We start from the raw sequence: 26,758 nt of genomic DNA, 5'->3' as shown, positions 1-26,758 counted from the left end.
ACTACCTTTTCCTCTTCAGGATTGGCGCCATGCGGGCACAAGCGTTTTGAAGAGGCCAACAGATGTCCAAGGTATGTCAGGTAACCGGTAAGCGTCCGGTCACCGGAAACAATGTATCCCACGCTAAGAACCGCACCAAGCGTCGCTTTGTGCCGAACCTGCACAGCCACCGTTTCTGGGTTGAATCCGAGAAGCGTTTTGTGAAGCTGCGTGTTTCCGCGAAAGGCATGCGCGTTATCGATAAGAAAGGTATCGACGCTGTGCTGACTGAGCTGCGCGCCCGCGGCGAAAAAGTGTAACGGCTGTAGCCCAGCTAATAGATTGGAGATAGAGCAATGCGTGAGAAGATTCGTCTGAATTCCAGCGCCGGTACTGGCCATTTCTACACCACTACCAAAAACAAGCGCAACATGCCTGAGAAAATGGAGATCAAAAAGTACGATCCCGTTGTACGCAAGCATGTAATGTACAAGGAAGGCAAAATTAAATAATTGCCTACCGCTACTGTACAAAAAGCCCGGTTCTAACCGGGCTTTTTTGTGCGTATTGGAAATTGAGCAGCCAGTTTACACAGGGTAACTCCAGAAGATGCCAGAGCTCCCAGAAGTAGAAACCACTCTCAGAGGCCTGCAACCTCACCTGGAGGGGCATAAAATTCGCTCCGCAAAAGTGCGCCAGCACCAGTTGCGCTGGCCCGTGGAAGCAGACTTTGAGCGCCGTGTCCGCAATGCCCGGATACTGAAGCTGGAGCGCCGCGCCAAGTACCTGCTGGTGCACACCGATAAAGGCTGCGCTATCTGGCACCTGGGGATGTCTGGCAGCCTGCGAATGGTCGAGGCTGCACAGGCACCGGAAAAGCATGATCATATCGACTGGCGCCTGGATAGTGGTCTCACACTGCGTTACCGCGACCCGCGCCGTTTTGGTGCCCTACTGTGGACAGTGGCGGACCCACTGGCCCACGACTTACTCAGCCATTTGGGCCCAGAGCCTCTCTCGGAAGAATTTAGTGGTGACTATCTGTTCGAGACTTCGCGCAAGCGTAAGCAGTCTGTCAAAACCTTCGTCATGGATGGCCGTATCGTTGTGGGGGTGGGTAATATTTACGCCAGTGAATCTCTTTTCCTGGCGGGCATTCGCCCAGATCGACAGGCCGGTTCTATTTCCAAAGCCCGATACCAGCGCTTGGCTGAGTCCATAAAGCAGGTTCTCAGTCAGGCAATCGCCCAAGGTGGGACTACCTTGCGGGACTTTATTGGCGGCGATGGAAAACCTGGCTATTTCGCCCAACAGCTAAATGTTTATGGCCGTGCGGGTGAGTCCTGTCCCTCTTGCGGCCGAGCAGTCAAAGATATGGTTTTGGGCCAGAGAAATACCTTTTTCTGCTCTAGCTGCCAACGTTAAATCGCATCCTTCTGGCAGCTTTAGGCAATACTAATATCATCGTATTGCCGATAAGGAGCTGCTTAGTGGTCATGATATTGCCTTTTCTTACGGTCACCCTGTCGATTTGGGCCGTTTGGAATGGTCGTCGCCGCTCTGCAATGGGCTGGTGGTTGTTGACCTTGCTGATCTTCATTATGTGGTGTGGATATCATATGACGCGAGCACTGTCGCTGTCTTTCTAGGGACCGTGCCCATGATGGTGTTTATGGTCAGAAGGCTGGATAGCTTGGGGCTGTTAGCGGTAAGCATAATCCTATGGATTGCCTTGATCATGGAGTTGGTATCTCACCAACACCCCTGCCCTCTCTGTCTCTTACAACGTGTTGCCTTTGCCATGATTGGCATGGGATTGATGTTGAACCTGCGCTTTAGTATTCGTGCAGAGCATTACGGCGTTGTTATTCTTTCGTGTCTGGCCGGTCTGGCTGCTGCTGTCAGGCAGGTATTGCTGCATATCACCCCTGGCGATCCAGGGTTTGGCAGCCCAGTATTTGGCTTACATTTATACACTTGGTCTGCGCTGATTTTCTTTGTCTTACTGATCTACTGTGGCGTTGCATTAATGTTTGGCTTTAAGCGGCGAAGTTTTGCCACGAGAGAGTTTACTTTGATTGAAAAGTGCATTGCCATCTCGTTCTTCACTGTCGTGTTGGCCAATTTAGTCGCGGTTCTCCTCGAGTGCGGTCTGGGTCCCTGCACCAGTGGGTCATTTGGGTATCACTGGTTGTGGTCTCGAGGTTAGGCACACAAATGTGTCCGAGCTTTCTACACTTTTCCTGATAAGACCCGAGTCCCGGGGAATTGCGGAAAACTGTGAGGAGTCCCTATGCGTCTGGCCTGCCTGCTCATTTCACTATTGTTAATTGCTTGTGAACGAGCTGAATCCCCCTCGCCGGCCACCAGTGTTGAAACCGCCCAGCACGTTTTAAGGAATGCGTATATCTATACCGTCGACCCGGCCCGCAGTGTTGCCTCGGCAATGGCTATCCGCGATGGGCGCATTGTTTATGTGGGTACAGATCGGGGGGCAGAAGCCCTTGTAGGAGAGGGAACAAAGGTCACTGATCTCAGTGGAAAAATGGTATTGCCCGGTTTTATTCAGCAAATACCTGATGTTGGTATCAGTGACAGTTTGGATTTATCCACATATAAAACTGTAGAGGGGTATGAGAATAGCGTTCGTAAATTTATTCAGGCCAACCCCGAGAAGCAGCTTGTCGTTGGCAGCGGCTGGCGTCATGTCATTTTTGCACCACACAGACCACATAAAGCAATACTGGATCAAATAAATGATTTGATCCCCATTATTCTTTTCTCAGAAGATGGCGCCAGTGTATGGACTAACTCTGAAGGTATTGCCGCAGCTGGGATTGATATGGAGTCTAATTTTTCTGAGGGCGGTAGAATCGAAAAAGATGAAGATGGTCTTCCCATCGGTATTTTTCATGGTCGTGAAGCGGTGGAGGTTTTTTCCCGTCTGATACCCGTAAATAATGAGGGTGAAAAACCAACTCGAAGTTTTTCAGAGATTAAGAATATTGCGGCCCAGAGAGGCGTAACTACTTTTTTTCAGGCTGTAATGCCGCTCAATGATTTAAATAAGTATCTCAGCGCCTTCGATCGCCCACTATCGTCAGAGAAATTGAGTTTGCGTATCCGAGCATCCTTTGAAATAGCGATGGATGTCACTGGTAAGAAACTTAGAGAATTGCAGAAGGTTGCAGAAAAATATTCCGGTGATGATTTCAAGATCAATTCGGTCAGCTTGAAAGCTGACAAGGTAGGTTTAGGTGATCAACGTGATTCAGGCCTATCGAGTGAACTTATTTCCGAGATAATTACTCGTGCTAATTCACATAATTTCCAGTTTTACCTGGATGCTAAGAGTAATAAAGAGTTGGCAGCTCTACAAAAGCTCATACAGATATCCCTGGATGGTGGCAGGGAGTTGGGATTGCGTAACACCCTGCTTAATATTAGTTCGGATAATGCTGGGGGTGTATTGTCAGCTGATAAGGAAAAACCGATTTTATTGCTGTCAGTAGCAGCGCGCTCAAAAGTTTCTCCAGATGATAAAAGTTACTTAACTGAAAGTCGAAAATCTAATACAGAGCCTCGTCATATAGCCGTGGTTATGGACTCGGGATATGTTGCCGGGCGAGAGGTGTCACCAATCCAGAACATCCATGCTGGAGTCAGTAACCAGATATCATTGGAGACAATGATTGAAATGTTCACTTTTACCGGTGCTGTTACGAATCACCTGGAGCAGGATACTGGTAGTTTGGAGGTGGGAAAGTGGGCGGACTTTATTGTTTTGGACAAAAACCTGTTTTTAATTCCGCAGCGAGATATTGGTAGTGTCCGGGTGATACAGACTTATTACAAAGGTCAGAAAGTCTATGACCGCAGGCGCTAAGGAGAGGAAGAAACCGAGGGGCAGTGCGCCCCTCGGTTGATCAATGTTAACGCCCTTGGGCGCTGCCCTCGCGGCGGGGGTCGGCTCCCCCGTACAGCTTGTTATTTTGCAAAGCGATGGCATGGATACCACTGTTGAGGCCCCTTTCGACAACCTCGTGCCCACGGGCTTCGAGTTTCTCGATAGTATCGGGGCTGAAAAAGCCGGGCTCCAATTCGACCCTCTTACCGATAGCGCCGATATTTCCCGCAGAAATCGCTTCGGCAATCGGCATATTCAAGCCCAGATGGTAGAGAATAGTGCGCGCAGTGTAGTCAATAATTCGTGAGCCGCCGGGGGAACCCACCAGAAGGCGCATACTGCCATCTTTGTTGAAAACGATGGTGGGGGACATGGAAGAGCGTGGTCTCTTGCGCGCTTGAATGCGGTTGGCCACTCGCTCCCCACTACTGTTTTTTGGAGTGAAGGAAAAATCGGTGAGCTGGTTGTTGAGCAGGAAGCCCTTCACCATCAGGCGCGACCCGAAGCCGGTTTCAATACTGGTCGTCATACTGACACCATTACCGTAGCGGTCGACAATCACTAAATGACTGGTGTTGGGCAACTCTGGCGACTGGGCCATCACCCGCTTCACCCCGAGTTCGGCTGGGGTACCGGGAGTCGCAGCTGTGGCGGAGTCCGGGTCGATTAACTGCGCGCGGCGAGCCAAATAATCCCTGGATACCAGTGATTTACTGGGTACTTGGACAAAGTCGGAATCACCGGAGTAGGTGTTGCGATCGGCAAATGCCAGTTCCGAAGCTTCGATAAATAAGTGGGTGAGCAGATCACTGCCAGGCTCGAAGCGCTCCAGTGGGAATTGTTGCAGCATGCCCAGAATGCCGCCTACTGTGGTACCTCCGGACGACGGGGCATCCGCACCGCACACACGATATTCGAGAAACTCCGAACACAGGGGCTGGCGCTCCTTGGCCCGGTAGCTAACCATATCTTCGAGGCTCAGGAGCCCAGGGTTGGCACTGTCATAGCGCACAGCTTTGACGATAGCCTTGGCAATGTCGCCGTGATAGAAGGCATCCGCACCGCCCTGGGCAATTGCCTCCAGAGTTTCCGCGTAAGCTGGATTTTTCAAGTTGTGACCCACCGGCAGGGGCTTGCCATCACTGTTGAAGAAGTAGCTGGCAATTTCCGGTCGAGCAGCCACCTTCGGCATGCGCAGTAACAGCTGGTGAAGGCGCGGTGATATCTGAAAGCCGGATTTGGCCAGGTGTATGGCCGGCTGAAATAACTGCTCCCAGGGTAACTTGCCATCGCGCTCGTGAGCCATTTCCAGCATTCGCACAACACCGGGAACGCCGACCGAGTAGCCGCCGATTACAGACTCAAAAAATGAACGCGGCTTGTTGTCGCGGATAAAGTAATTTTCGTCTACCTGAGAGGGGGCTGTCTCGCGTCCGTCGTAGTACTTGAGCTTCTTTGCCGCAGCGTCATAGCTAAGCATAAATGCCCCGCCACCAATCCCGGAGGATTGTGGTTCTACCAACCCCAATACCATCTGAGCGGCAATGGCGGCATCCACAGCACTGCCGCCCCGGGCGAGAATCTGCTCGGCAGCCCGGCTGGCATGGGGGTTGGCAGTGACAGCCATATAGAAGTTGGCCGTTGAGGACTTAACGGCTGTGCGACCGGTATCAAACTCCGGTTGTGGTTCATCGGCAAAAGCGAAAGCGGGACTCAGAACCAGTGCAAAGGCGGCGAGAAGGTTGCGCACGTAACACTCCGCGGATTGTGGATAAATCCGCTCGAGTGTATCAGAAATAGCCAGATTCCGGCTTAACGAAATTTCTCTTCCAGCGCGCTTTGTACAGCAGCCGGAACAAACTTGGTGACATCGCCGCCCAGGGAGGCAATTTCACGCACTAAAGAGGATGAAATGTAGGACAAATGTTCTGCCGGTGTCAGGAACAGGCTTTCCATATTGGGCGCTAACTGGCGGTTCATATTGGCCAGCTGGAACTCGTATTCAAAGTCGGACACCGCGCGCAGACCGCGCAGTACGCCATAAGCATCGACCTGGCGCACCAGGTCGGCGAGCAGGATATCGAACCCAATGACTTCGACATTGGGCAGGTGACCGAGAACTTTTTGTGAAAGTTCTACCCGCTCCTCTAAGGTGAACAGGGGGTTTTTGCGATTGCTGGCAGCCACAGCCACGATAACGTGGTCAAATAAGCGGCATGCGCGCTCCACCAAGTCCAAGTGACCATTGGTGATGGGATCGAAGGTTCCGGGATAGACGACTTTTTTCATACGCCAGGGCTTAAATGCGGGCCGAATGGGATGCGAATGGTAAACAATTTACGGCTAAGGTCAAAACCGAATCTTTTATTCTTTCCTAACCTGACGGGCCAGCGCGGCGAAACAAGCGCATACACACCTGTCCCGCACGTTTTTCTTTTTCCTGTTCCCAGCCAGGTATTGATGCAACCGCTGTGTCTCGCGGTGTTTCCACATAGATTAATGCATCCTGCGAAAGATGGCCGGACAGGGCGCCTAGAGTTGCCTGCCAAAGATTGTCAGCAAAAGGGGGATCGATAAATACGAGGTCGTATTTACTTCCATTACTTCCGAGGAACTCTTCTGCACTACAGTTATGGACTTTGGCTTCCCGGGCGTTTAACTGTTTTAACTGTTCCGCCAGGGTTCGCGCAGCGCGAGTATTCAGCTCGACAAAATCTACCGAGCCAGCGCCTCGGGATAGCGCCTCCAGACCCAGGGCACCTGAACCGGCAAAGAGGTCCAGGCAGCGGGCGTCGGGCAGGTAGAACTGCAGCCAGTTAAACAGAACCTCCCGCAGTCGGTCGCCGGTAGGTCTCAAGCCCTCCACTGGGGCAAACTGTAATTTTCGCCCGCGCCACTGTCCGCCAATGATGCGTAACTGTGAAAGGTTTTGCGGGCTTTGCTTTCGGGATGAACTTCTGGCCAAGGTAACTCTCTACTGGGGGCTTAGCGATGCTAAGATTAGCGTCTTTCTGCAAGCGGTACATCCGGACATACGAATGATTTTTGACTTCCTGCGCAAAAAGAAGAAGCGCAAGCCCGAACAAAGTGAGCCCCAGCAATCCCAGGCGGAGGTCACTGCTGCGTCTGAAGAGGAATCATCGGCGCAGAGCCCAGAGCCTTCAGCGCTAGAGAAAGAGCCTTCAGCTCTAGATAAAGAGCCCTCGGCGCTGGACAAAATGCCCTCAGACATAGAGGAAAAGTCGCCTGCTCAGGGAGAAACTTCCGCTCTGGAGGAGGCAAAGGCCCCTATCGATAAACCCACTGCCCCAGCTTCTGTCCCCCAAGAGGAAAGTGCCGGCTGGGCGCAGCATACTGATGCGGCGGGCGAGCCGGAGGCCGTTGTCGAAGCCTCCCAGGTGGTTGCAGCAGAGCCTGTAATAAAAGAAGAGGCCGAGAAGCCAGCCCCGATTCAACCTGAGCCAGCTCCAAAACCCAGAGCCAAAGAGCAGCTGAAACCGGAAGCCAAAAAGAAAGAGGGCTTCTTTGCGCGTATTCGTCGCGGCCTCAGCCGCACCAGCAACCAGTTTGTCGAGGGGATGGGAAACCTGTTCCTAGGGGCCAAGGAGATCGATGAAGATCTGCTGGAAGAGCTTGAAACACAGCTTTTAATGGCAGATGTGGGAGTTGAGGCTACCAGCGAGATCGTCGAGCGCCTGACCGAACGGGTATCCCGTAGGGAACTGGCCGATGGCGATGCACTTTACAAGGCATTGCAGCAGGAGCTGGCGGACTTACTCGATAGTGTTGATGCTCCTCTGGAAATCGATATCAGCAAAAAGCCTTACGTCATCCTGGTAGTGGGCGTAAACGGTGTGGGTAAAACCACAACAATCGGCAAGCTGGCCCACCGCTTTCTCGGTGAAGGTAAGTCGGTGATGTTGGCTGCCGGTGATACATTCCGTGCCGCAGCAGTTGAGCAGCTGCAGGTTTGGGGGCAGCGCCACGATGTACCGGTTGTAGCGCAGCATACCGGTGCCGATAGTGCGTCAGTTATTTTCGATGCGGTTCAGTCTGCCCAGGCGCGCGGCGTCGATGTGGTAATTGCCGATACCGCCGGGCGCCTGCACACCAAATCCAACTTGATGGAGGAGTTGTCCAAGGTGCGCCGGGTGATGGGCAAACTGGACCCCAGCGCGCCCCACGAGGTGCTGTTGGTTCTGGATGCTGGCACTGGCCAAAATGCGATTAACCAGGCCTCTCAGTTCCGTGAGGCGGCCGGCGTTACTGGCTTGGTGCTGACCAAATTGGATGGTACTGCCAAAGGCGGCGTTATCTTTGCCCTGGCTCGTCGTTTCGGCATCCCGGTGCGTTTTATCGGTGTGGGTGAGCAGGCGGAAGATCTACAGCCATTCCGCGCTCGCGAGTTCGTATCCGCCCTGTTTGGCCGCGATAAGGCCTGATAGTTCGCCTAGGAAATAACAAGAACAACAGAAGCCGTGATCACTTTCGATAATGTGAACAAGCGTTACGCATCGGGGCAGGATGCCCTGGTGCGAGTCAGCCTGGAAATCCCCCGTGGCGATATGGTGTTTCTCACCGGTCACTCCGGTGCGGGTAAAAGTACTTTACTGAGACTCCTGACCGCGATTGAGCGCCCTACTAAGGGCAGTATTCTTGTCGCCGGACAGAATCTCAACCGCCTGCGCAATGGCCAGATCCCCTACTACCGCCGCAACCTGGGTATTGTCTTCCAGAATCACCAGCTGCTATTCGACCGCAGCGTTTTTGACAATATTGCCCTGCCCCTGTCTGTTGCTGGTTGCAATAAGCGCGAGGTGGGGCGTCGGGTTCGCGCAGCTCTGGATAAGGTCGGCTTGCTGCACAAGGAAAAACAAAACCCCATTATGTTGTCTGGTGGTGAGCAGCAGCGGGTAGGGATTGCCCGCGCAGTCGTTAACAAACCCGCGATATTGGTTGCCGATGAGCCCACCGGCAACCTGGACCCAACACTCTCGCAGGAAATCATGCAGTTATTCGCCGACTTTAACGCAGTGGGAGTTACGGTGCTGGTGGCGAGCCACGACTTGGAACTGATTGCAAGGATGCGCCGACGGGTATTGACCCTACAGGCTGGCCAACTGATATACGACGGAGTTCCGAGCCGTGAAGTACACCCAAGCTAAAGCGCAACGGCAGGCCAACCCTGCCGCCGACAAACGCGTGCGCAGCACCGGTGCTGTTGTTGCGCAAACAGGGCTGGGCGATCGATGGAATAGCTGGTTGGGGCATCACCGTGAGATGGCTGCCGACTCTGTCAATCGATTTTTTAGCGCACCCATGGCCAGTGCAATGACGGCGCTGGTGATTGCTATTGCCCTGGCCCTGCCGGCGGCATTGCAATTGGGATTGTTGAATTTCCAGCGCGCGGTGGCCGGTTGGGATGGGCAGCCACAAATTTCTGTTTTTCTACACAAAGATGCGAGACAGGCTGCGGTTAATTCCCTGGCCGACAAATTGCGCAGTGACCCCGCTATCGCGGAGGTAACTTATGTCTCCCCGGAAGATGCACTGGCAGAGTTTGAACAGGCCTCGGGGCTTGGGGATGTATTGGTTGGCCTGGATGCCAACCCCCTGCCGGCAGTGCTGTTGCTGCGGCCAAGGGATGCGAAGGACGGCGATAAACTTCAGGCTTTGGTGGAGAACCTGAGAGCCCAGGCACTGACGGATTCAGTGGTCTTGGATCTCGCCTGGGTCCAGCGCCTCGCCCAGATCACCGAACTGGGACAGCGTCTCTCCGCAGGTCTAGCCCTGTTATTGGCACTGGGAGTGGTATTGGTGGTGATCAATACCATACGACTGCATATCGAAAGTCGCCGGGAGGAGATCCTGGTAGTAAAGCTCGTCGGCGGCACTAACGCGTTTGTGCGGCGGCCGTTCCTTTACAGTGGCATTTGTTATGGACTATTTGGCGGGCTGTTGGCGTGGCTGTTGCTTGCAGGTGGTGTGGCTATGTTGTCTGGGCCAGTTGAGAGTCTGTCATCAAGTTATGGCAGCAGCTTCGAGCTGAGAGGGCCGGGCGCCAGCTACTTCTTTCAATTAACTTTGGGGGCCTCCTCGCTGGGCCTATTAGGGGCTTGGCTTGCGGTAGCGCGACACACTCGCAAGATAGAACCCCGCTGACCGTTCAGTCTGATCAAGAAGGGTAAAGTGTTCTGGCAAAGGGAACCTGAGGCGTAAAAAGCCCCTCTAATTCCGCGAAATACAACAGAATACGGTAGTTGTTGGCGGGCTTTCTTATCTGCCCGTGCAAGTGCTACACTGAGTCCAGCTTGTCGCCGGATACAGTATCCGCCGGCAGCGGCCGGTAAGATCGGCCGACTAATAATGACAGGAGAGACCTGAATGGGAACCAGCCTACAGCCAGTGCATACGCTGTCTCCGGGCGCCAACCTGGGAGCTTATATCCAGACCGTCAGTGGTTTTGACGTACTGACCGCTGAACAGGAAAAGCACCTGGCAGAAGACCTCTATTACCGCGAAAATCTCGATGCTGCACGCCAGCTGGTCATGTCACACCTGCGCTTTGTAGTGCATATCGCCAAATCTTATTCCGGCTACGGGCTCAATGAAGCCGACCTGATTCAGGAAGGTAATGTCGGTTTGATGAAGGCCGTCAAACGCTTCAATCCCGAAAAGGGAGTGCGCCTGGTATCCTTTGCGGTACATTGGATTAAAGCTGAAATCCACGAATTTATTCTGCGTAACTGGCGTATTGTCAAAATTGCCACCACCAAGGCGCAGCGCAAATTATTCTTCAACCTGCGCGGTCAGAAGAAAAAACTCGCTTGGTTGACCAATGCAGAAGCTAAGGCCGTCGCCAAAGACCTGAATGTGGATGTCACCCAGGTCCATGAAATGGAAGGCCGCCTGGCTGCACACGATGCGGCTTTTGATGCGGGTGTCGATGACGATGACGATACCGCCTGGCAGGCTCCGGCTCACTATCTGGAAGACCGCAGTTTTGATCCGGCCGCCCAGCTTGAGCGGGATAACTGGCAGGAAACCAACTTGACCAGCCTCGCCAGTGCCATGGCACAACTGGATGATCGCAGCCGCGATATTATTCAGGCCCGCTGGCTCAGTGAGGAGAAATCCACATTGCATGAGTTGGCTGATAAGTATGGTGTTTCCGCTGAGCGAATTCGCCAGCTGGAAAAAAATGCCATGAAGAAAGTGCGTGCTGCTATGGAAGCCTAAATCGGCGTTCTGGTACACGGGTAGAAAACCGCGCAGTAGCGCGGTTTTTTTTGTCCCGCCTGTTACAGGCATACCTGTCACCACTGGGTAAAACAAAAAGGGAAGGTAATGGCCAAACTCTATCTGCTGCTGTGCGCACTCTTTGGCGCCAGTGGTGTGGCTCTGGGGGCGTTTGGGGCTCACGGCCTGCGCGGTAAAGTGGCAGAGAACCTGCTAGAGGCCTATAAAACCGGAGTCCAGTACCAGATGATCCACGCCCTGGCGCTGTTTGGTGTGGTACTACTCATGCAAAACTGGGGAAACCGTTTATCGCTGACCCTGAGCGGTGCTCTTTTTACTTTCGGTATTATCTTCTTCTCCGGCAGTCTCTATGCCCTGGTACTGGGAGGCCCCCGATGGTTAGGTCCAATCACCCCTCTCGGTGGGCTGATGATGATTGCCGGTTGGGTAGTCCTGTTTTTTGCCGCATTTAATTTCTCTAAGTAGCCAGCTTTTCAGGGCTTACACTCAGATACCGAGCCCGAACAAAACATCAAGATATAAACCGTTTCGCATAAGAGGTCGCGAACAATGCAAGACGAATCTGCGGAAGATTTTCCCTACCGCACAGAATTTAAGAAGAAATCTATCCGCAGCTATGTGATTCGCGCGGGGCGAATGACAGAGGGGCAGCGCAATGCCTTTGACAATTATTGGGGGCAGTATGGACTCTCCCTATTTGATGGACCTCTGGATCGCCAACAGGTCTTTGGCCGCGAGGCGCCACTGGCGTTAGAGATCGGTTTCGGTATGGGGGATTCCCTGTTGGCCATGGCTGAAGCCGAGCCAGATAAGGATTTTATTGGTATTGAAGTACACCCGCCGGGGGTTGGCCGGTTGATCAATAATGCCGGCAAGGCAGGTATCAAAAACCTGCGTGTTTACATGGCCGATGCGGTCGATGTCCTAAACGATTGTATTGCCGATGGGAGCCTGGATCGTTTCCAGCTGTACTTCCCTGACCCCTGGCACAAGAAGAAGCACCACAAGCGCCGGATAGTGCAGCCGGAATTTGTTCGCCTGATTTGCAGCAAGTTAAAAACCGGCGGCCTTATGCATATGGCGACAGATTGGGAGAATTATGCCGAGCATATGCTGGAAGTATTGCAGGGTGAAAACCTGCTAGAAAATACCGCCGGTGAGGGTGATTATGTTGCCCGGCCAGAATGGCGCCCAGAGACCAAGTTTGAGCGTCGAGGGCAGAGGCTGGGGCACGGTGTTTGGGATCTGGTATACCGCAGGTTACCTGGTGAAGCGCTGCCGCTAACTACCACTGACCTAGATGCGTCAACTGTTGAAGAGTCCAAAGGCGAATAATTCGCACTGACGATCGATGTTTGCCACCGGTGCTAACATGGCACCAGTGGTATGCAACAGCCCACCTCTATTGTTAGAAAAACTCATTCCAGTTTTTCTTGGCCGCTTCCCATCGGCGCTTGTCTTCGACAACATTCAGGTTGCGGATGGTGTTACTGTCATAGGGCATCCAGTCCGACAGTTCAATATTATTTTGGGTGCCCGCAAAATAACGCATGCGAAAGCGGCGAATAAATTGGTTGGGAATAGCCATAAAGGCAACTTCACGTCCCTGGGTGACAGTGGAAACCTCTACGCATTGGTGGTTTCTTTTATCGAGCTCATAGATAAAACCGGTAGTGGCTAAGTCACCCTCATTTGTTCCATGCACAAAATAATACCTTTTTGGGCAATAAGTTTTGTTGTGCCAGGCAAAGCGCGCAACAATATTTGCATTGGTAGTGGTTGAGATGACTTGGTTAGATGCTCCGGTACCCAGGTGCGGATCAAAGCGGCCATTTTGATTCATCCAGGGAAAGAATCCCCCGGCTTGCCACAGCTTCTGTGGTGGGCGGGTATCGCCACGGTATAACAGTGTTGTCACTGTGTGCAGGTTAAAACCACTGCGGCTAAATCGGTAATTAAATAGTGAGAAAGGGACGTCCAAGTGGGCCTCGATGTTGGATATTGCTCTCCTCTCAGAGCTGAAAGCTTCACTGGCCTGTCGATACCAGCAGTAAGCTCCACCGAGTAAAGCTAAAACGGCATCTTTACGGCGTGTTATTCCATCGCTATCGAGTAGCTTGGTGGGTGTAGAGGGATCAAATCCAGTAAGCCAGGTATATAGGGTTTCTACTAGTACTTTGGCGACACGGGTAATCCTTCCATAATCATTTGTTTGAATTTGTACTGCCTGGCTTACTAATTGGTCGATCCGGGTTAGTCCATCTCTACTGCGCTTGTGATACCACTTACTGTTGCTATTGGAATTATTTTGGAAATCCTGTGCGTACTCACGGATACTTTTGGGGACATAGCAGGTGGTTTGTATGTTTTGTGGGTGAACCAAGTTCCTAACATAGTTATCGATATTGGGTGCCAGCAAGGGTTAACTCTCCTGTCTTTATTACTGTTTTTCGCCACTAGCCGTCTATGCTTCTAGTGGTGCTGTGATTATCGAATTTTATTTCCAATAAGAACCGGATTCAGGAAGCATCGCGAAAACAAAACCGAATTATTTTTATTAATAGATATTGATGTTAATAATAATTTGGGGGGTTGATCAAGGAAGGAATCTTGGTGTTTCTAATGAGAAGGCGTGACCCTCTGCTTTCATTTCTCTATAGCCTGCCGTTTATCTTACTCTTTACAGTTTCTGAAGTCCGTGCTGATTTTGTTGGAACTTTAAACCTCTATGTTAATGGGGGTAAGCATTGGTTTGATGGTGACCGCCTACAAGGCACGCCATTTCGCGGTTTTGAAATGCGAGATACCTCAGGTGTCGGTGCCGGTTTTGGCTTTAACATGACAAATCATTGGGCGATGGAAGGGGTTGTCGACTATTTCGTCGTGAGTGTTGCGGATACGCCCGAGAAAGTAGATGTGTATAACTACCGCATAGATCTCCTATATCAATTTGGAGGGCAGTTCTGCGGTAATTTTTGTTGGCAGCCCTATGTCGCGTTTGGCCTGGGTGAAATGCGTATTAATTACGACCGGCGTTACCGTAAAAAACACTGGCATCCAGATGACCCAAAGTATGTCTATGATCCGGATCATCCCTACGACCCATACTATCCCTATCCTTGGGATTGTCGTAAGAAATTCTATGTCCCTGAGGATCGGCCAGACGGCCACCATTATCCCTACCCGCCTTACCATTGTGACTGGCATGACCGGCAAAATATGGTGAATGTGGGAATGGGAATTAAATATCACCTGGGGCCCCGTTGGCAGGCCCGCGCAGATATACGGCTTTTCCAGGGGGTCGAAGAAGGTGGTGTCGATGGTTTTGCCAGCTTGGCGGTCGGCTATCAATGGCTTGAATATCCGGATTTTTGGTATGACGAAGATGCCGATGGTGTTATTGATGCCACTGATCAATGTCCGCAGACCCCAGTGGGAATCGATGTGCAATTAGATGGCTGCCCGCTGGATACAGATTTTGATGGTGTACCCAGCTATATCGATCAATGCCCAAATACACCGATTGGTATTGCAGTGGATGAATACGGTTGTATTCGTTAAGGGCAACTAAAATCGATTTCTTCAGCGGGCGGCAGAAAAGTTCTGAAGCCCGCTGAAGATATTGTTTAAAATGATTTTCTATAAAATTACTCGCTGCGAATTTCTTCGAGCTTCTCAGAAATTTCCAGCCATTCCATTTCCAGTTCTTCCATTAATTCCTGCTGCTCCGACTGCTCTTTATTAAGTCGAGCTATTTCTTCCTGCTGGCCGCCGCTATATAGCGCTTCATCGGCAAGTTTTTCCTGTACTGCGGCCAATGCCTTTTCTGCCGTAGCCATCTGTCGCTCAATATTCTTGAGTTTGTTGGTCAGGGGCTTCAGTTGTTCGCGTAGAGCGGCGGCGGCGCGCCTTTGGGCCTTCTTATCCTCAGGGGCTTTTTCCTCTGTGCCAGTAACAGTGGAGGGGCTCTCCTCTTTGCGTTTCTTTTCCCGGTTAAAGCCGAGCAGCCACTGTTTGTAGTCATCAAGGTCGCCGCTATAGGGTTCGGCGCGGCCATTGGCCACCAGAATAAATTCGTCGGCAGTATTGGCCAGTAGATGACGATCGTGGGAAACCAATATGACGGCACCGGGAAACTCCGCCAGCGCCAGGGTCAGGGCGTGGCGCATTTCCAAATCAAGGTGGTTTGTCGGTTCATCGAGAAGCAACAGGTTAGGTTTTTGCCAGGCCAGTAGTGCCAGGGCTAAACGGGCTTTTTCACCGCCGGAAAAGCCCCCTACCGTTTCGAAAACCCGATCGCCGATAAAACCGTAGCCGCCGAGAAAATCCCGCAGCGATTGCTCCGAGGCATCGGGGCTCAGCCTTTGCAGGTGCAGCAATGGGGAACCGTTGCTATCCAGTGCTTCCAGCTGATGCTGGGCGAAGTAGCCGATGGCCAAGTGTTCGCCACATTGGCGCTCGCCGCTGAGGGGGGCGAGTGTGCCAGCCAGGGTTTTGATTAGAGAAGACTTGCCCGCACCATTGGGGCCGAGCAGGCCGATACGGCGTCCCGGTTGAATGCCCAGCTGAACGTTCTTCACCACTATTTTTTCGGCATAGCCGATATCCGCCTCGCGCAGGTCGATTAACGGATTAGAGGTTTTCTCGGAAGATGGCAAGGTGAAATGAAAAGGGGAATCCACATGGGCCGGGGCAATCAGAGCCATCCGGTCCAGGGCTTTCAGGCGGCTTTGTGCCTGCTTGGCCTTGCTCGCCTTGGCGCGAAAGCGCCGCACAAAGTCTTCCATATGTGCGCGTTCGGCCTGCTGTTTTTCAAACTGTATTTGCTGCTGGGCCAGGCGCTCAGCGCGAGCGCGCTCGAAGGCACTGTAATTGCCGCTGTACAAGACCAGTTTTTGCTGTTCAAAACTGACAATGCCGTCGACCACTGCATCGAGAAAGTCGCGGTCGTGGGAAATAATCAGCAAGGTACCGGGGAAGCGTTGCAGCCACTGTTCCAGCCAAAGGGTGGCATCCAGATCCAAGTGGTTGGTGGGCTCGTCCAACAGCATAAGATCTGCGGGGCACATCAGGGCGCGGCCCAAATTGAGGCGAATACGCCAGCCACCTGAGAAGCTGCGAACGGGGCGCTGTTGCTCTTCGTGGGAAAAGCCGAGCCCGTCGAGGAGTTGCGCGGCGCGCGCAGGGCCACTGTAGCCATCAATACTGGCCATGCGTTCGTGCAGTTCTGCCAGTTTGTGACCGTCGGTATCGTCGCTTGTTTCGGCCTCTGCCAGTTGCTTTTGCAATAGTCGCAACTCGCTATCGCCGTCTAAAACGTAATCCAGTGCTGACTGCTCACTAGCTACTACCTCTTGAGCCATATGGGAGATACGCCAGGTGCTGGGGAGGTCTACCTGCCCTGCATCGGTTTCCAGTTGTCCAAGCAGCAGTTTGAACAGAGTTGACTTGCCACAGCCGTTGGCGCCGATAATTCCCACTTTGTGGCCGGGGAAGATTCTGCAATCTGCGCTGTCAAGCAAGTCGCGCTCACCTCGGTGCAGAGAAACCCCTTGTAAATTGATCACTGGAAAAACCTCATATGAATAGGCCGATGAATGCTAGGCTATTGAACAGGCCCGGACTCCACAGAGACTGGGGCACTATGCCGATCAGCAAAGGGTCGGGATTTTAACGTGACAAATACTTCACCTCCATCTTCCCCCAAGGAAAACCCCCTCTGGCAGTTCAGCTTGGACTTTTATGCCTACCAGGATGTTGAGAAGTTCCTACTCGACTGCCAAGACAGAAATGGCGCTGACGTGTGTCTTCTGCTGTGGGCGAGCTATACAGCCGTTTGTGGCAAGGAAATCAGTGAAGAGGGATGGAGAGTCGCAGATCGAGGCGTTGCGCCGCGCAGGCGAATGATTCGCAGTGTGCGACACCTGCGTCGTTGGTTGGGGAGTTTGCGCCCCCATACCCAGCGGGCCTACGCACTGTGTAAACGCTATGAATTGAAGCTGGAGCAGTTACAGTTGGCTGCGCTGTGGAAAATTTATGCTGAGGACTGGCCGGGGGATCGTTCTGCACTGGAGCTAGCATCCCAGCAATATGGTTTGCAGCAAAAAGATCAGGCCCGCTGGGCGGGCCTGATCGAAAGCTACTTGGCTCACAGGGGGGCAGCGGGTTAAGCCACTGTTACACCCCTCTGGGCACTGTACTTTTCTGGGGTCGCCGGTAATACAGTCGTGAAAAGTACAGAGCTCAATTAAGCAGCAGCGTATTTGGCTGCGAGGAGTCCCGAGACTACTCGCCGCTGGGTTGCTCCGAAGAAAACAGGCTGTTTGCCGGGGTGCTAGGAGTAATCGTTGCTGCTGGGCGCGGAGTATCCATCGGTTTCTGCTGTTCAGCTGGAGCCATGGTTTTTGAATCGTCTTTGGGCTTCTCTACGGTTTCTGGCTTGCTGGCAGCCTTCACCTTCGGAGTTTCTGCGCTTGGCTTGACTGTTGCAGGCTTGGCTTCCGTAGATGGTTTGCTCGCCGCTGGTTTTTTGGCAGCAGTAGTTTTAGCTGGAGCTTTCTTCGCTGGAGTTTTTTTCTCGGCAGTAGAAGCTTTCTTGGCTGGTGCTTTTTTCGCAGCAGTGGAGGCTTTCTTTGCGGGAGTTTTCTTTACAGCTTTAGTGGCGGCGGCGGTTTTTGCCGGCGCTTTCTTGGCACTAGTTTTCTTTTCTGTGGCTTTTTTTGCCACTGTTTTTTTTGCTGTTTTGGTGGTGCTGGTAGTGCTTGCTTTAGTGCGGCTCTTTGCTGCGGTTGCTTTAGGAGCGGCTACTTTTTTTGAGGTGGTAGCTTTACGGGCTTTTGGCTTGGATTTGTTTAGCAGTTTTTCTGCTTTTACACCGGCCTTACGTACAGCTTCGGCAGCTTTCAGCTCGGCTTTTGCCTGGGACTCAGTACCCTTTGCTTCGGCGTGTGATGCCTTTGCTTGCTGGAGTACTTCGTTATGCTTTTCTACATTGGCCTTGGCGGTTTCTACACGCTTTTGAGTGGCAGCTGTCTTTCGTGTCTTGGCTGCAGTTCTAGCGTCTACTAGTTTGGTTTTCGCTTTAGCTAATTTTTCTTTTGCGGAAGTCAGTGCTTTTCCGGCTTTTAAAACACTTTTGCCGGCATCGGTAACTTTCTTGTTGCGGGCTTTGTCCAGCTTGACGGTTAGCTTGGAAATTTGTGCTTCCAGTTCTGCGACTGAATTGACAGCTCTTTGTTTGGCAGCCATGAGTAAATGTCCTGACGTTTATTATCAATTGGAACATCCGGACAGTGTACGGATCAGATCTATATGTAATAGACATATTTAAATCGGGGATCTGAACACTGTAAATTGTTCTGAAACTGAAAAGCACCTCAAACAGTCCGGAACAATAACCGGCGACTGGTCGATAATAGCGCTGTTTTTAAAAAAAATGTATGCCGTAAGCAGCGAAAATAGTGCTGTAAATGTATTTTTTTCTCGCTGGTCCCTGGAACCTTAAGGTGGAATGTGGTGTCCTGCACAGTGTGCGCGTCATCGGTATGCACTTGCAGTCGCCTTAGGTTAGACTTGAGCGGACTGGCGGAAAAGGTGCGCCTGGAGGCTAAGGGCCGAGTCAGGATTACTTGATAAGCCGCCGCAGGCATTGACCCAGGGTCAAGCGCGAATCATTCAACGCAATACGGACAAAGAGACAACACCCATGAATAAATACCCTTTGGCTGCAGCAATTGCCCTTGGCCTGGCGCTGACCGGCTGTAACGAACAGGGATCTAAGCAGGAAAAAGAAGTTGCCCTGGACACCCAGGAGAAGAAGGTCAGCTACATCATTGCCGAAGATATGGCGAAGCGCCTTGAAGCTCAGGATGTGAAATTAGATCCCCAAGTGGTGATGATGGCTCTTAAGGATGTCTCCAGCGGCCATGAATCCCGTTTGACTGAAGAAGAAAAGCAGCAAACTATCGCTGCCTTCCAAGAGCAAATGCAGAAGAAGCAGCAGGAAATGCTGGCTCAGCAAGAGAAAGAATTCAAAGAGACTGCTGATAAAAACCTGCAGGAAGGAAAAGCCTTCCTCGAAGAGAATGCCAAGAAAGATGGTGTTGTTACCACTGATTCCGGCCTGCAGTACAAAGTGATTACTGAGGGTTCCGGCGGCCAGCCCAGTGAGAACAGCACTGTTGAAGTGGACTACAAGGGTACCCTGATTAATGGTGAAGAGTTTGATAGCTCTTACGCCCGTGGTGAGCCGGTCCAGTTCCCGGTTAATGGTGTTATCAAGGGTTGGACCGAAGCGTTGCAACTGATGAAAGAGGGTTCCAAGTGGGAGCTTTACATCCCCTCCGAGCTGGCATATGGCCCGGGTGGTGCAGGCGGTAAGATCGGCCCTAACGCAACGCTGATTTTTGAAGTGGAGCTGCACAAAGCCAATGTTGGCAAGGAAGATGGCGCCGAGAAAAAAGAAGAGAAAAAAGAAGAGCCCAAAAGTGAGTAATTAAATTTACTACTTTGGATTCAATAAAGGCGCCCAATGGGCGCCTTTATTTTTTACCTTGAAAAATCAACAGCAAAAATATTCGATTAAAGGCGCCGGCTTCCCATCGCCTTTACAGTGATGAATTCAGTTTTTTAGACCAGCTGGTTTTTATGGGCTGTGTGCAAAAGTGCGATCATTCGATCCTCGGAACTAAAGCGGGTTTCCAGTGCTTCCCCCAGCTGTGACAAATCCGGGTTCAGGCTGGATAGATCGTCGGTTTCCTGGTACTTATCATTGAAATCGACAGCGACATCAGTGGTCACATCAATATCCCGATAGAGTTCCCGCGCTTGTTGCAGCCCCTGTTTATCATCAAAAGCCTGGCCTTCCAGTATGAGCTGTTCGTATACCTCAAAGTGTCCCGCAGAGACGTAGTCCACCAGCAACTGGCAAAGATGACGAACACCGTTCTCGGTCTCCGAATCCCCATCGTTAAATTCTTTTTTCTCAGATAGATGGTAGTAACTTACCAGCAGGATTTGTCGGGACTGTAGCCAGCGGTCAATGATTTCACTGACGCCACCCCAGCGCTCGCGCGCAGATTTACAATTTTCCAGCATCTCCAAGAATCCTTTGGTTACTGTTGCCGTGATAGCCAGCTTTATTGCTGATCCCGAAGGCCCTAAGAAGATAGGAGATTCCCCCGCCGACGGCAAGGTGCAGAGTGTGATCTACGCCAGAATACAACGATGCCTGCGGCGATCTTTGGTGGAGCAAATCTAGGGTGTTTTATCCTCTGATAATGAGCGGCAAAATCAGCGCGGTGAGCGTACCGCAGGTACCCATGGCCAATGCTGCACAGGCGCCGCACAGGGCGCTGATTTCTAATGCTCGTGCGGTCCCCACCGCGTGGGCATTGATGCCGAGTACGATACCGACAATGCGCTCATCGTGAATATTGAGCCTACTCATTAGAGCTGGGCCAGCGATAGCACCGACCACCCCGGTCAAGACCACAATAGCTGCAGTGAGGCTGAGAGAAGCGTGGATTGTTTCCGCCAGGGCCAATGCGATGGGTGTGGTAATAGATTTGCCGCTCAACGCCAGTAGTACTGACTTGCCCGCGCCAAATACCAAGGCGATTAATACCGCTATAACTGGGGCCAAAATCGCACCCACAAAAATAGTGACAAGTAGCGGCCAGCCGGCTTTGCGGATAATCACTAGATTTTGTTTGAGAGGGACAGCCAGGGCAACAACTGCTGGCCCTAGCAAGCTGTACAGTAATGCACTGGAGCCCTGGTAACTCTCATAGGGGATATGGAGAACACTCAATGTTATTGCGGTCAAAATGCTAGCGCTGATGATAGGGTGCAGCAGAACAGTCTTGTAGCGCCGGTAAAGGGTAACGCCGACAAGAAAAGCTATGACATTCAAGGGCAATACAAAGATTGGGCTCGCCAGAAATTCATTCACTCTCTATTACCCCCAGAGCGAATCAGCAATTTCTTTAGTAGCTGTGCGCAAATAGCGATACTGATCAGTGTGCCAATCACAATAGCGGCGATTAAGGCTAGCCAGTCGGATAGAGTCAGGCCCTGGAAAAAAAATACCCCGACAGCCGCCGGTAGCAATAACAGCGGCAATAGGTAAAGCAGTTGTGAGCTGACTTTGGCAAGGCCTGCGGGAGCCCCACCATTGAACACGAGAATCACCAGTAGCATCAGCATCCCTATGACAGATCCCGGAATGGGTAGTGACAGGCTTGAGCTGGTGAAATTGCCCAGCCAGGTACAGGCAACCAGAATGGCAGCTCCCCCCAGCCAGCGGAGTATGTTGTGCAGCGTGGATTTTGACATGTAGGAAATGGCGGCCGGTAAAGCCGCCGGAGATTGTTAAGCTCTGCGGAATGCTTGCCAGCCACCGAACAGGATCAGACCGGCAAAACCGATAGCGGCCCAACCGGGGATACTCAGGCCCATCATGGTCCACTGTACTTCAGCACAATTGCCATCGCCGCTCAGCAGCGCCTTGAGCACATCGGCCATCGGGAAAACTTCAATCATATAGCTGACGCTTGGACCACAGGCCGGCACTTGGTCTTCCGGCAGGCTTTGCAGCCAAAGCTGGCGACCGGCAAAGTAGAGACCACCCATTGCCCATAGGGATACCAGCAGGCCGTAGACACGACGGCCAATGGTGGCAGGGTTGTGCAGGAATGCGATCAACGAAACTACGCCAACACCCAATAGCATTACCCGCTGGGTAATACACAATTTGCAAGGCTCCAGCCCCTGCACGTACTCGAGATAAAAGGCGGAGCCGAGTAAAAAGGCCACCATTAGGAAGACCAGAAGAAAAGTGATGCGCGGGTTGGGTAAGGTCATGGTAATTCGGGTCCTGAATAGTGCTGTCGAAAGCGGTTCGCTTCGAGATTCAAGTCGGTTAATAGTTTATTGAAATTGCTTTCCAGTTTGTTCCGCCCGGCGATAAGTTCAGGCAGTAGCTCCTGCAGTGCTACCGGGCGGCGCAACCGCTGTCCAACCCGCTCCAGGGTCAGCTCGATTACCCGCTCCTCGCGGTAACTTTGCAGCAGCTTAATTTGCTCGGCGCGCTCAATAAATGCCATTGCGCGTGGCGGAATATACCGGCTGTCGAAATGAAAGTCTCTCCAACAGCGCCGGCAAAACTCATCCAGCGCCTCAGAGTGCCACTGCTGCCAGTTTTCTGCCAACAGGTGATCAAACCATATATCCAGTGCGATACCGGCATAGCGACGCCAGCGCGGGTCCAGTTGTGACAGGGCATCCCGGTAGGCCGGGTGAGCATCGGTGATGGCATCGATGCGACGGTGCAGGCGAATACCATGCTCAATATCCGTTGGCCAACTGTCATCCAGGGGGCCTTTAACAAAGTCCCCCAGGAGCCCGCCCAGTCGCCAGCGCGGATTGGGCCCGGACAGTAACAGGTGTGCCAGATAGTTCATAAGCCTCGCTCAGGCTGCGGCACTGTATCAGCCGCTAGTCCTGGCAGCAGTTGTATTGGGCATAGTAACGGCTCAGGAATGTTTCAAAAGTACCGCTATCCTGCGCTTCAATTTCTTTTTGCTTGAGCAGTGAGGTTTCTGCCTGCTGTAAGAAGTCTTGCAGATAGTCGCTGTCCAGAGGGCGTTCCAGGAAGTAGCGGCGGTGCTGTTCGGCTTTATCCATAGCCCACTGGGAAAAGGTAATGTTTTGTTCGCGCATCTCTGCCAGTATCTGCTGTGCCGGTGTGAGGATATCCCCTTTCACCTTGGCCTTCTGCACGCCCACTGAGCCGCGGTATTGCGAGCCGCCCCAGGCGTTATCCAGCAGTTCTGCCACTGAGTCGACCTCTTCCAATAATTGGGTGGCCCAGTCGCTCAGTTTACGCTCGCCACCGTTATCCAGCAGTGTTAGTTCCGGTTCGTGACCCCGGTAGACGATACGCTGTTGGTTCTCCTGGGTACTGCGGTAATCGGCATCACTGGTTTTGGGGCTGTCAGTGAGCAGGCAGTGCAGCAGGAAGCTATCGAGAAAGCGCATCTGCTGGGCGTCAATTCCCAGGGGGGCGAAGGGGTTCAGGTCGAGACAGCGCACTTCAACATATTCAACACCGCGATTATCCAGGGCAGACAGCGCTGTTTCGCCGCGTTTGGCGGGGTTTTTGGGACGGATCGGTGAGTAAAACTCATTCTCGATTTGCAGTATGCCTGTGGACAATTGCTGGTAGTCGCCGCCTTCATTTTTAACCCCCATTTCCTGGTAGGGGCCGTAGGAACTGCTGATCGCTGAACAGAGCGTCGATAAATAGCTGCGCAGGTCGTTGTAGCAAACCACCAGTGACTGCTGCACGTTGCTGTTGTAGCCCAGGTCGCCCATACGCAGGGACGTAGCGTGGGGCACGTGCAGAGTGTGGTCATCCCCATTGAAGGGCTCAAGACTGTGCTCGCGGCCATCGACAAAAGAAGCGCATACCGCAGGTGCGGCGCCAAACAGGTAAATCAGCAACCAGTAATTGCGGCGGAAATTGCGAATTAGATCGAAGTAGCGACGGGTTTTAAAACTCTTTAAATCCTCACTGCTGCCTTCGATTTCATGCAGCCACAGCCAGAACTCTTCAGGAAGCGAAAAGTTGTAGTGGATACCGGCAATGGTCTGCATGGCTCGGCCGTAGCGCAGCCCCAGGCCCAGCCGGTAAATAGTTTTCATTGTGCCGCTGTGAGAGCTGCCGTAGCGGGCAACGGGAATATCTTTATCTTCGCCAATCGCACAGGGCATGCTGTTAACCCACAGGCGCTCGTCACCGATCTGGTTGTAGGTGTAGCGGTGGATACGGTCCAAGACCTGTAACGCTTCCTCTGGGGTTGCTACTGGTGGCGTAATAAATTCCAGTAGGGCCTCAGAGAAGTCGGTAGTAATACTTTCATGGGTAAGTGCGGAGCCCAGTGCTGTGGTATGCGGCGTTTGCGCAAGGGCACCATCGGGAGCGACACGCAGGCTCTCTTTCTCGACACCGCGGAGGATGCCTTTGAGCAGTTGGGCTGGTTTGGCTTGCGATAGCGCGGCCAGGTGGGAAATGGGCACTCGAATCTCCTTGGTACTACCGGAACGCTTCTTTATCGCTGCCATCTCGGGCGACTCTCTGTGCCGGTGCTGAATGTTCTGGCGCTCAGGCGGCGGATTCAGATTTGTTTTCGTCAGGCTGTGCGGGCGTTTCAGCGGGCGCTGGTTCCGGGGCAACCTCAGGCGCTTCTTCCGGTGCGACTTCAGGCGCAGGCTGGGGTTCTATCTCCGGGTTGGCCTGCTCTGGCAGTTCCTCAGGTGTTGAGGGGGTGATTTCAGGGTCACCCTGACTCTCATCACTGGATACCGGTGCCAGAGCTTCCTCGGGGATCTGGGGCTGCCCCTTAATGCTGAGTTCGCACAGCAGCAATTCAATGCGTAGGCTCACATTGCGAGTATTGGCCTCAAACATCTGGTTGATAGCAACGTCTTTATGCTCGCTGCGAAACAGTTTGTTTGGCTCGCGGCCATCGGTCCATTCGCCGCTTTTACTCAGGAACTGCTGGTGCTGATTGGTCAGCACGTACACATGACTCATTATGTTGGGCAACTTTGATGCTGTGACAGAAAGGCAGTTTAGCGACGGGGGCTTTATGGCTCAAGAACTCCGTTAGAGCGAAAGCGGTAAATGCCTGCTCTAACGGGTTAAGTGAGGAAATCTGTGATCTTTACAGGGTTTCCAAGGGATAGTTGTCTGGGTAGGGCAGGCGCGCACAGCCACTGTCTACGGCGGCTCGAGCTACGGCCGAAGCCACCTCAGGCAGTAAACGCGGGTCGGTTGGCTTGGGCAGGATATAGTTGGGCCCGAAGCTGAGCTCGATACCGCCATAACCTTCGCGCACTGAATCCGGTACCGGCAGGTGGGCAATTTTGCGGATCGCCTCGATCGCTGCCAGCTTCATCTCTTCATTAATGCGCGCAGCGCGAACATCCAGGGCACCCCGGAAAATAAACGGGAAGCAGAGGACGTTGTTAACCTGGTTTGGGTAGTCGGAACGGCCTGTGGCCATAATCAGGTCGTCGCGCACACTGTGAGCCAGCTCGGGTTTAATCTCCGGGTTGGGGTTGGAGCAGGCGAAGACCACCGGTTTTGGGGCCATGCGCTGTAGCTGTTCGGCGGAGAGCAGGTCCGGGCCGGACACACCGAGGAATACATCTGCACCGGCGATGGCATCGTCGAGGGTGCGCATATCGGTATCCCGCGCCCACTCACCTTTGTAGGCGTTAATATCCGTCCGCCCCGAGTGGATAACCCCACGGCTGTCGAGCATGGTGATCTGCTCTTTGCGCGCTCCGGCAGCCAGCAGCAGTTTGCAGCAGGCGGTCGCAGCGGCACCTGCGCCCAGGCAGACCATATGCACTTCACTGATTTTCTTACCCTGAATCTCCAGAGCATTGAGCATACCGGCAACGGTCACAATGGCGGTGCCGTGCTGATCGTCGTGAAAAACCGGTACCGGGCAGCGCTCGATCAGGGTCTCTTCAATATGGAAGCACTCTGGCGCCTTAATATCTTCGAGGTTGATACCGCCGAAGGTGTTGGCGATTGAGGCCACAGTCTGAATAAACTGCTCCGGGCTGCTGGCATCAACTTCGATATCTACTGAGTTGATATCGGCAAAGCGTTTAAACAGCAGTGACTTGCCTTCCATCACGGGTTTTGAGGCCAGCGGGCCCAGATTGCCGAGACCGAGAATGGCGCTGCCATTGGAAATGACTGCTACCAGATTACCTTTGCCGGTATATCGATAGGCTGCTTCTGGGTCCTTGGCGATTTCTCGCACCGGTTCGGCGACGCCGGGACTGTAAGCCAGGGACAGGTCTTCCTGGGTTTCGGCAGGGGTCGTCAGTTCTACTGAAAGTTTGCCGGGACTGGGGAGCGCGTGGTAATCGAGCGCTGCCTGGCGCAATGAATCCGTCATTTGGGGGCTTTTCTCTCGAATACTGTGGACAACACTTAAGTGTTATCCCGGTTACTGCGGGGGCCAGAGAATAACCGAGGGAAGCTTGGCGCTACAAGCGTGAAAATCTGCAATATATGGTACGGACTTCTATTTTTATCGTGCTTGTCGACGATTTTCGGGATAAATAGCCGCAATATTTTGATTTATAAGGATAAAATGGTCGCCAATAGCGGTAAGGTTAAGCGATTCAAGTCGATTTTGATTTTGTACACAGACGCTTACGGCTGCTGGATATGATGGGGAATGAATAGATACAAAAAAGGCACCATCACAGTGTGAGGTGCCTTTTTGGAATGGACCCTGCCGCAAGCGGCGGGCCCACTCGAGCGAAGAGCCCGGATTATTTGCCGATACGGCTGCCGAAACGCTTCTTGAAACGGTCAACACGACCACCAGTGGTAGCCTGCTTCTGCTTGCCAGTGTAGAAAGGGTGGCACTGGGAGCAAACGTCGATTTGCAGGTCTTTGCCCAGAGTGGAACGGGTTTTTACAACATTGCCGCAGGAACAGGTAGCGGAGATGTCGGTGTAGTTAGGATGGATATCTGCTTTCATGATTGCCTCTTTTCGAAACCGCCACTCGATCTTTTG

30 protein-coding genes are annotated in these 26,758 nt (G+C 52.7%); 15 read left to right on the top strand and 15 right to left on the bottom strand.

The features are described from left to right. Positions 1-62: 62 nt before the first annotated feature. The 6 genes from rpmB to ACJJIM_RS19825 all read left to right on the top strand — a co-directional run bounded on the left by rpmB (position 63) and on the right by ACJJIM_RS19825 (position 3,865). Entirely contained in the window at positions 63-299 is a 237-nt protein-coding gene (gene rpmB, locus ACJJIM_RS19850) for a 50S ribosomal protein L28 (RefSeq protein ID WP_020413982.1), read from the top strand. A 36-nt stretch (positions 300-335) separates the two neighbouring features. Next, positions 336-491, top strand: coding sequence for a 50S ribosomal protein L33 (gene rpmG / locus ACJJIM_RS19845; RefSeq protein WP_020413983.1), 156 nt, complete (start codon positions 336-338; stop codon positions 489-491). Between the two features lie 97 nt (positions 492-588). Continuing rightward, entirely contained in the window at positions 589-1,404 is an 816-nt protein-coding gene (mutM, locus tag ACJJIM_RS19840) for a bifunctional DNA-formamidopyrimidine glycosylase/DNA-(apurinic or apyrimidinic site) lyase (RefSeq protein ID WP_444911810.1), read from the top strand. Positions 1,405-1,475: 71 nt separating this feature from the next. After that, positions 1,476-1,628, top strand: a complete 153-nt coding sequence (locus ACJJIM_RS19835; protein WP_282934619.1) for a DUF5993 family protein — start codon at positions 1,476-1,478, stop codon at positions 1,626-1,628. An 11-nt stretch (positions 1,629-1,639) separates the two neighbouring features. Continuing rightward, positions 1,640-2,188, top strand: a complete 549-nt coding sequence (locus ACJJIM_RS19830) for a disulfide bond formation protein B (RefSeq protein ID WP_444911809.1) — start codon at positions 1,640-1,642, stop codon at positions 2,186-2,188. A gap of 84 nt (positions 2,189-2,272) precedes the next feature. After that, entirely contained in the window at positions 2,273-3,865 is a 1,593-nt protein-coding gene (locus ACJJIM_RS19825; protein WP_413663815.1) for an amidohydrolase, read from the top strand. Between the two features lie 46 nt (positions 3,866-3,911). On the opposite strand, the gene ggt is transcribed toward ACJJIM_RS19825, so the two are convergent. From ggt to rsmD, 3 genes are all read right to left on the bottom strand, one after another. Next, on the bottom strand, positions 3,912-5,636 hold the full coding sequence (gene ggt, locus ACJJIM_RS19820; RefSeq protein ID WP_444911808.1) for a gamma-glutamyltransferase: 1,725 nt from the start codon (positions 5,634-5,636) through the stop codon (positions 3,912-3,914). A gap of 62 nt (positions 5,637-5,698) precedes the next feature. Next, positions 5,699-6,175 (bottom strand): pantetheine-phosphate adenylyltransferase, encoded by a 477-nt coding sequence (gene coaD, locus ACJJIM_RS19815; protein ID WP_282930647.1) that lies wholly within the window; start codon positions 6,173-6,175, stop codon positions 5,699-5,701. A gap of 85 nt (positions 6,176-6,260) precedes the next feature. After that, the gene (rsmD, locus tag ACJJIM_RS19810; RefSeq protein ID WP_444911807.1) at positions 6,261-6,851 is read right to left on the bottom strand and encodes a 16S rRNA (guanine(966)-N(2))-methyltransferase RsmD; all 591 of its coding nucleotides are present in this window, start codon (positions 6,849-6,851) and stop codon (positions 6,261-6,263) included. Positions 6,852-7,377: 526 nt separating this feature from the next. Between rsmD and ftsY the strand changes: the two genes are divergently transcribed. The 6 genes from ftsY (at position 7,378) to trmB (ending at position 12,481) form a co-directional block, all read left to right on the top strand. Further along, positions 7,378-8,328 carry a signal recognition particle-docking protein FtsY gene (gene ftsY, locus ACJJIM_RS19805; RefSeq protein WP_282934620.1) on the top strand — a complete coding sequence of 317 codons (951 nt, stop codon included), beginning with the start codon at positions 7,378-7,380 and terminating at the stop codon, positions 8,326-8,328. 36 nt (positions 8,329-8,364) lie between these two features. Next, positions 8,365-9,051 carry a cell division ATP-binding protein FtsE gene (ftsE, locus tag ACJJIM_RS19800; RefSeq protein ID WP_282930649.1) on the top strand — a complete coding sequence of 229 codons (687 nt, stop codon included), beginning with the start codon at positions 8,365-8,367 and terminating at the stop codon, positions 9,049-9,051. After that, a complete protein-coding gene (ftsX, locus tag ACJJIM_RS19795; RefSeq protein ID WP_444911806.1) occupies positions 9,032-10,048 on the top strand; it encodes a permease-like cell division protein FtsX in 1,017 nt (338 codons plus the stop codon). The genes ftsE and ftsX overlap by 20 nt, the downstream gene beginning before the upstream one ends. 222 nt (positions 10,049-10,270) lie before the next feature. Beyond that, a complete protein-coding gene (gene rpoH, locus ACJJIM_RS19790) occupies positions 10,271-11,125 on the top strand; it encodes an RNA polymerase sigma factor RpoH (protein WP_282930650.1) in 855 nt (284 codons plus the stop codon). A 108-nt stretch (positions 11,126-11,233) separates the two neighbouring features. Further along, positions 11,234-11,611 carry a DUF423 domain-containing protein gene (locus tag ACJJIM_RS19785; RefSeq protein ID WP_444911805.1) on the top strand — a complete coding sequence of 126 codons (378 nt, stop codon included), beginning with the start codon at positions 11,234-11,236 and terminating at the stop codon, positions 11,609-11,611. 84 nt (positions 11,612-11,695) lie between these two features. Then, on the top strand, positions 11,696-12,481 hold the full coding sequence (gene trmB, locus ACJJIM_RS19780) for a tRNA (guanosine(46)-N7)-methyltransferase TrmB (protein WP_444906859.1): 786 nt from the start codon (positions 11,696-11,698) through the stop codon (positions 12,479-12,481). A 73-nt stretch (positions 12,482-12,554) separates the two neighbouring features. On the opposite strand, the gene ACJJIM_RS19775 is transcribed toward trmB, so the two are convergent. After that, positions 12,555-13,565, bottom strand: a complete 1,011-nt coding sequence (locus tag ACJJIM_RS19775; RefSeq protein ID WP_444911804.1) for a hypothetical protein — start codon at positions 13,563-13,565, stop codon at positions 12,555-12,557. 203 nt (positions 13,566-13,768) lie between these two features. Here ACJJIM_RS19775 and ACJJIM_RS19770 point away from each other — a divergent pair, with 203 nt between their 5' ends. Next, positions 13,769-14,707, top strand: a complete 939-nt coding sequence (locus ACJJIM_RS19770) for an outer membrane beta-barrel protein (protein WP_282930654.1) — start codon at positions 13,769-13,771, stop codon at positions 14,705-14,707. An 86-nt stretch (positions 14,708-14,793) separates the two neighbouring features. On the opposite strand, the gene ACJJIM_RS19765 is transcribed toward ACJJIM_RS19770, so the two are convergent. Then, the gene (locus ACJJIM_RS19765) at positions 14,794-16,713 is read right to left on the bottom strand and encodes an ATP-binding cassette domain-containing protein (protein WP_444911803.1); all 1,920 of its coding nucleotides are present in this window, start codon (positions 16,711-16,713) and stop codon (positions 14,794-14,796) included. Positions 16,714-16,821: 108 nt separating this feature from the next. Here ACJJIM_RS19765 and ACJJIM_RS19760 point away from each other — a divergent pair, with 108 nt between their 5' ends. Beyond that, positions 16,822-17,316, top strand: coding sequence for a TIGR02444 family protein (locus tag ACJJIM_RS19760; protein WP_413663807.1), 495 nt, complete (start codon positions 16,822-16,824; stop codon positions 17,314-17,316). 115 nt (positions 17,317-17,431) lie between these two features. On the opposite strand, the gene ACJJIM_RS19755 is transcribed toward ACJJIM_RS19760, so the two are convergent. Then, positions 17,432-18,394: a histidine kinase gene (locus tag ACJJIM_RS19755; RefSeq protein ID WP_444911802.1), complete on the bottom strand. Its 963-nt coding sequence runs from the start codon at positions 18,392-18,394 to the stop codon at positions 17,432-17,434. 457 nt (positions 18,395-18,851) lie between these two features. On the opposite strand from ACJJIM_RS19755, the gene ACJJIM_RS19750 reads away from it, so the two are divergent. After that, the gene (locus ACJJIM_RS19750; RefSeq protein WP_444906864.1) at positions 18,852-19,640 is read left to right on the top strand and encodes an FKBP-type peptidyl-prolyl cis-trans isomerase; all 789 of its coding nucleotides are present in this window, start codon (positions 18,852-18,854) and stop codon (positions 19,638-19,640) included. A 134-nt stretch (positions 19,641-19,774) separates the two neighbouring features. On the opposite strand, the gene rsd is transcribed toward ACJJIM_RS19750, so the two are convergent. From rsd to rpmE, 9 genes are all read right to left on the bottom strand, one after another. Continuing rightward, a complete protein-coding gene (gene rsd, locus ACJJIM_RS19745; protein WP_413663804.1) occupies positions 19,775-20,242 on the bottom strand; it encodes a sigma D regulator in 468 nt (155 codons plus the stop codon). A gap of 169 nt (positions 20,243-20,411) precedes the next feature. Then, positions 20,412-21,098, bottom strand: a complete 687-nt coding sequence (locus tag ACJJIM_RS19740; RefSeq protein ID WP_413663803.1) for an LrgB family protein — start codon at positions 21,096-21,098, stop codon at positions 20,412-20,414. Then, positions 21,095-21,481 carry a CidA/LrgA family protein gene (locus tag ACJJIM_RS19735; RefSeq protein WP_413663802.1) on the bottom strand — a complete coding sequence of 129 codons (387 nt, stop codon included), beginning with the start codon at positions 21,479-21,481 and terminating at the stop codon, positions 21,095-21,097. The genes ACJJIM_RS19740 and ACJJIM_RS19735 overlap by 4 nt, the downstream gene beginning before the upstream one ends. A gap of 36 nt (positions 21,482-21,517) precedes the next feature. After that, positions 21,518-22,009, bottom strand: a complete 492-nt coding sequence (locus ACJJIM_RS19730; protein WP_282930663.1) for a disulfide bond formation protein B — start codon at positions 22,007-22,009, stop codon at positions 21,518-21,520. Further along, positions 22,006-22,608 carry an acyl carrier protein phosphodiesterase gene (locus ACJJIM_RS19725; RefSeq protein WP_413663801.1) on the bottom strand — a complete coding sequence of 201 codons (603 nt, stop codon included), beginning with the start codon at positions 22,606-22,608 and terminating at the stop codon, positions 22,006-22,008. Before ACJJIM_RS19725 ends, ACJJIM_RS19730 begins: the two co-directional genes overlap by 4 nt. 34 nt (positions 22,609-22,642) lie before the next feature. Further along, entirely contained in the window at positions 22,643-24,271 is a 1,629-nt protein-coding gene (gene gshA, locus ACJJIM_RS19720) for a glutamate--cysteine ligase (RefSeq protein ID WP_413663800.1), read from the bottom strand. A gap of 40 nt (positions 24,272-24,311) precedes the next feature. Further along, complete coding sequence (locus ACJJIM_RS19715) at positions 24,312-24,743, bottom strand: hypothetical protein (protein WP_444911801.1); 432 nt, start codon at positions 24,741-24,743, stop codon at positions 24,312-24,314. A gap of 130 nt (positions 24,744-24,873) precedes the next feature. Then, complete coding sequence (locus tag ACJJIM_RS19710; RefSeq protein WP_108734997.1) at positions 24,874-26,127, bottom strand: malic enzyme-like NAD(P)-binding protein; 1,254 nt, start codon at positions 26,125-26,127, stop codon at positions 24,874-24,876. 382 nt (positions 26,128-26,509) lie between these two features. Further along, positions 26,510-26,722, bottom strand: a complete 213-nt coding sequence (gene rpmE / locus ACJJIM_RS19705) for a 50S ribosomal protein L31 (RefSeq protein ID WP_108734996.1) — start codon at positions 26,720-26,722, stop codon at positions 26,510-26,512. Between the last annotated feature and the right edge of the window lie 36 nt (positions 26,723-26,758).

It is taken from the genome of Microbulbifer maximicatervae (SeqCode) (genome assembly GCF_052467615.1).
This window is presented reverse-complemented; position numbering and strand designations above follow the sequence as displayed.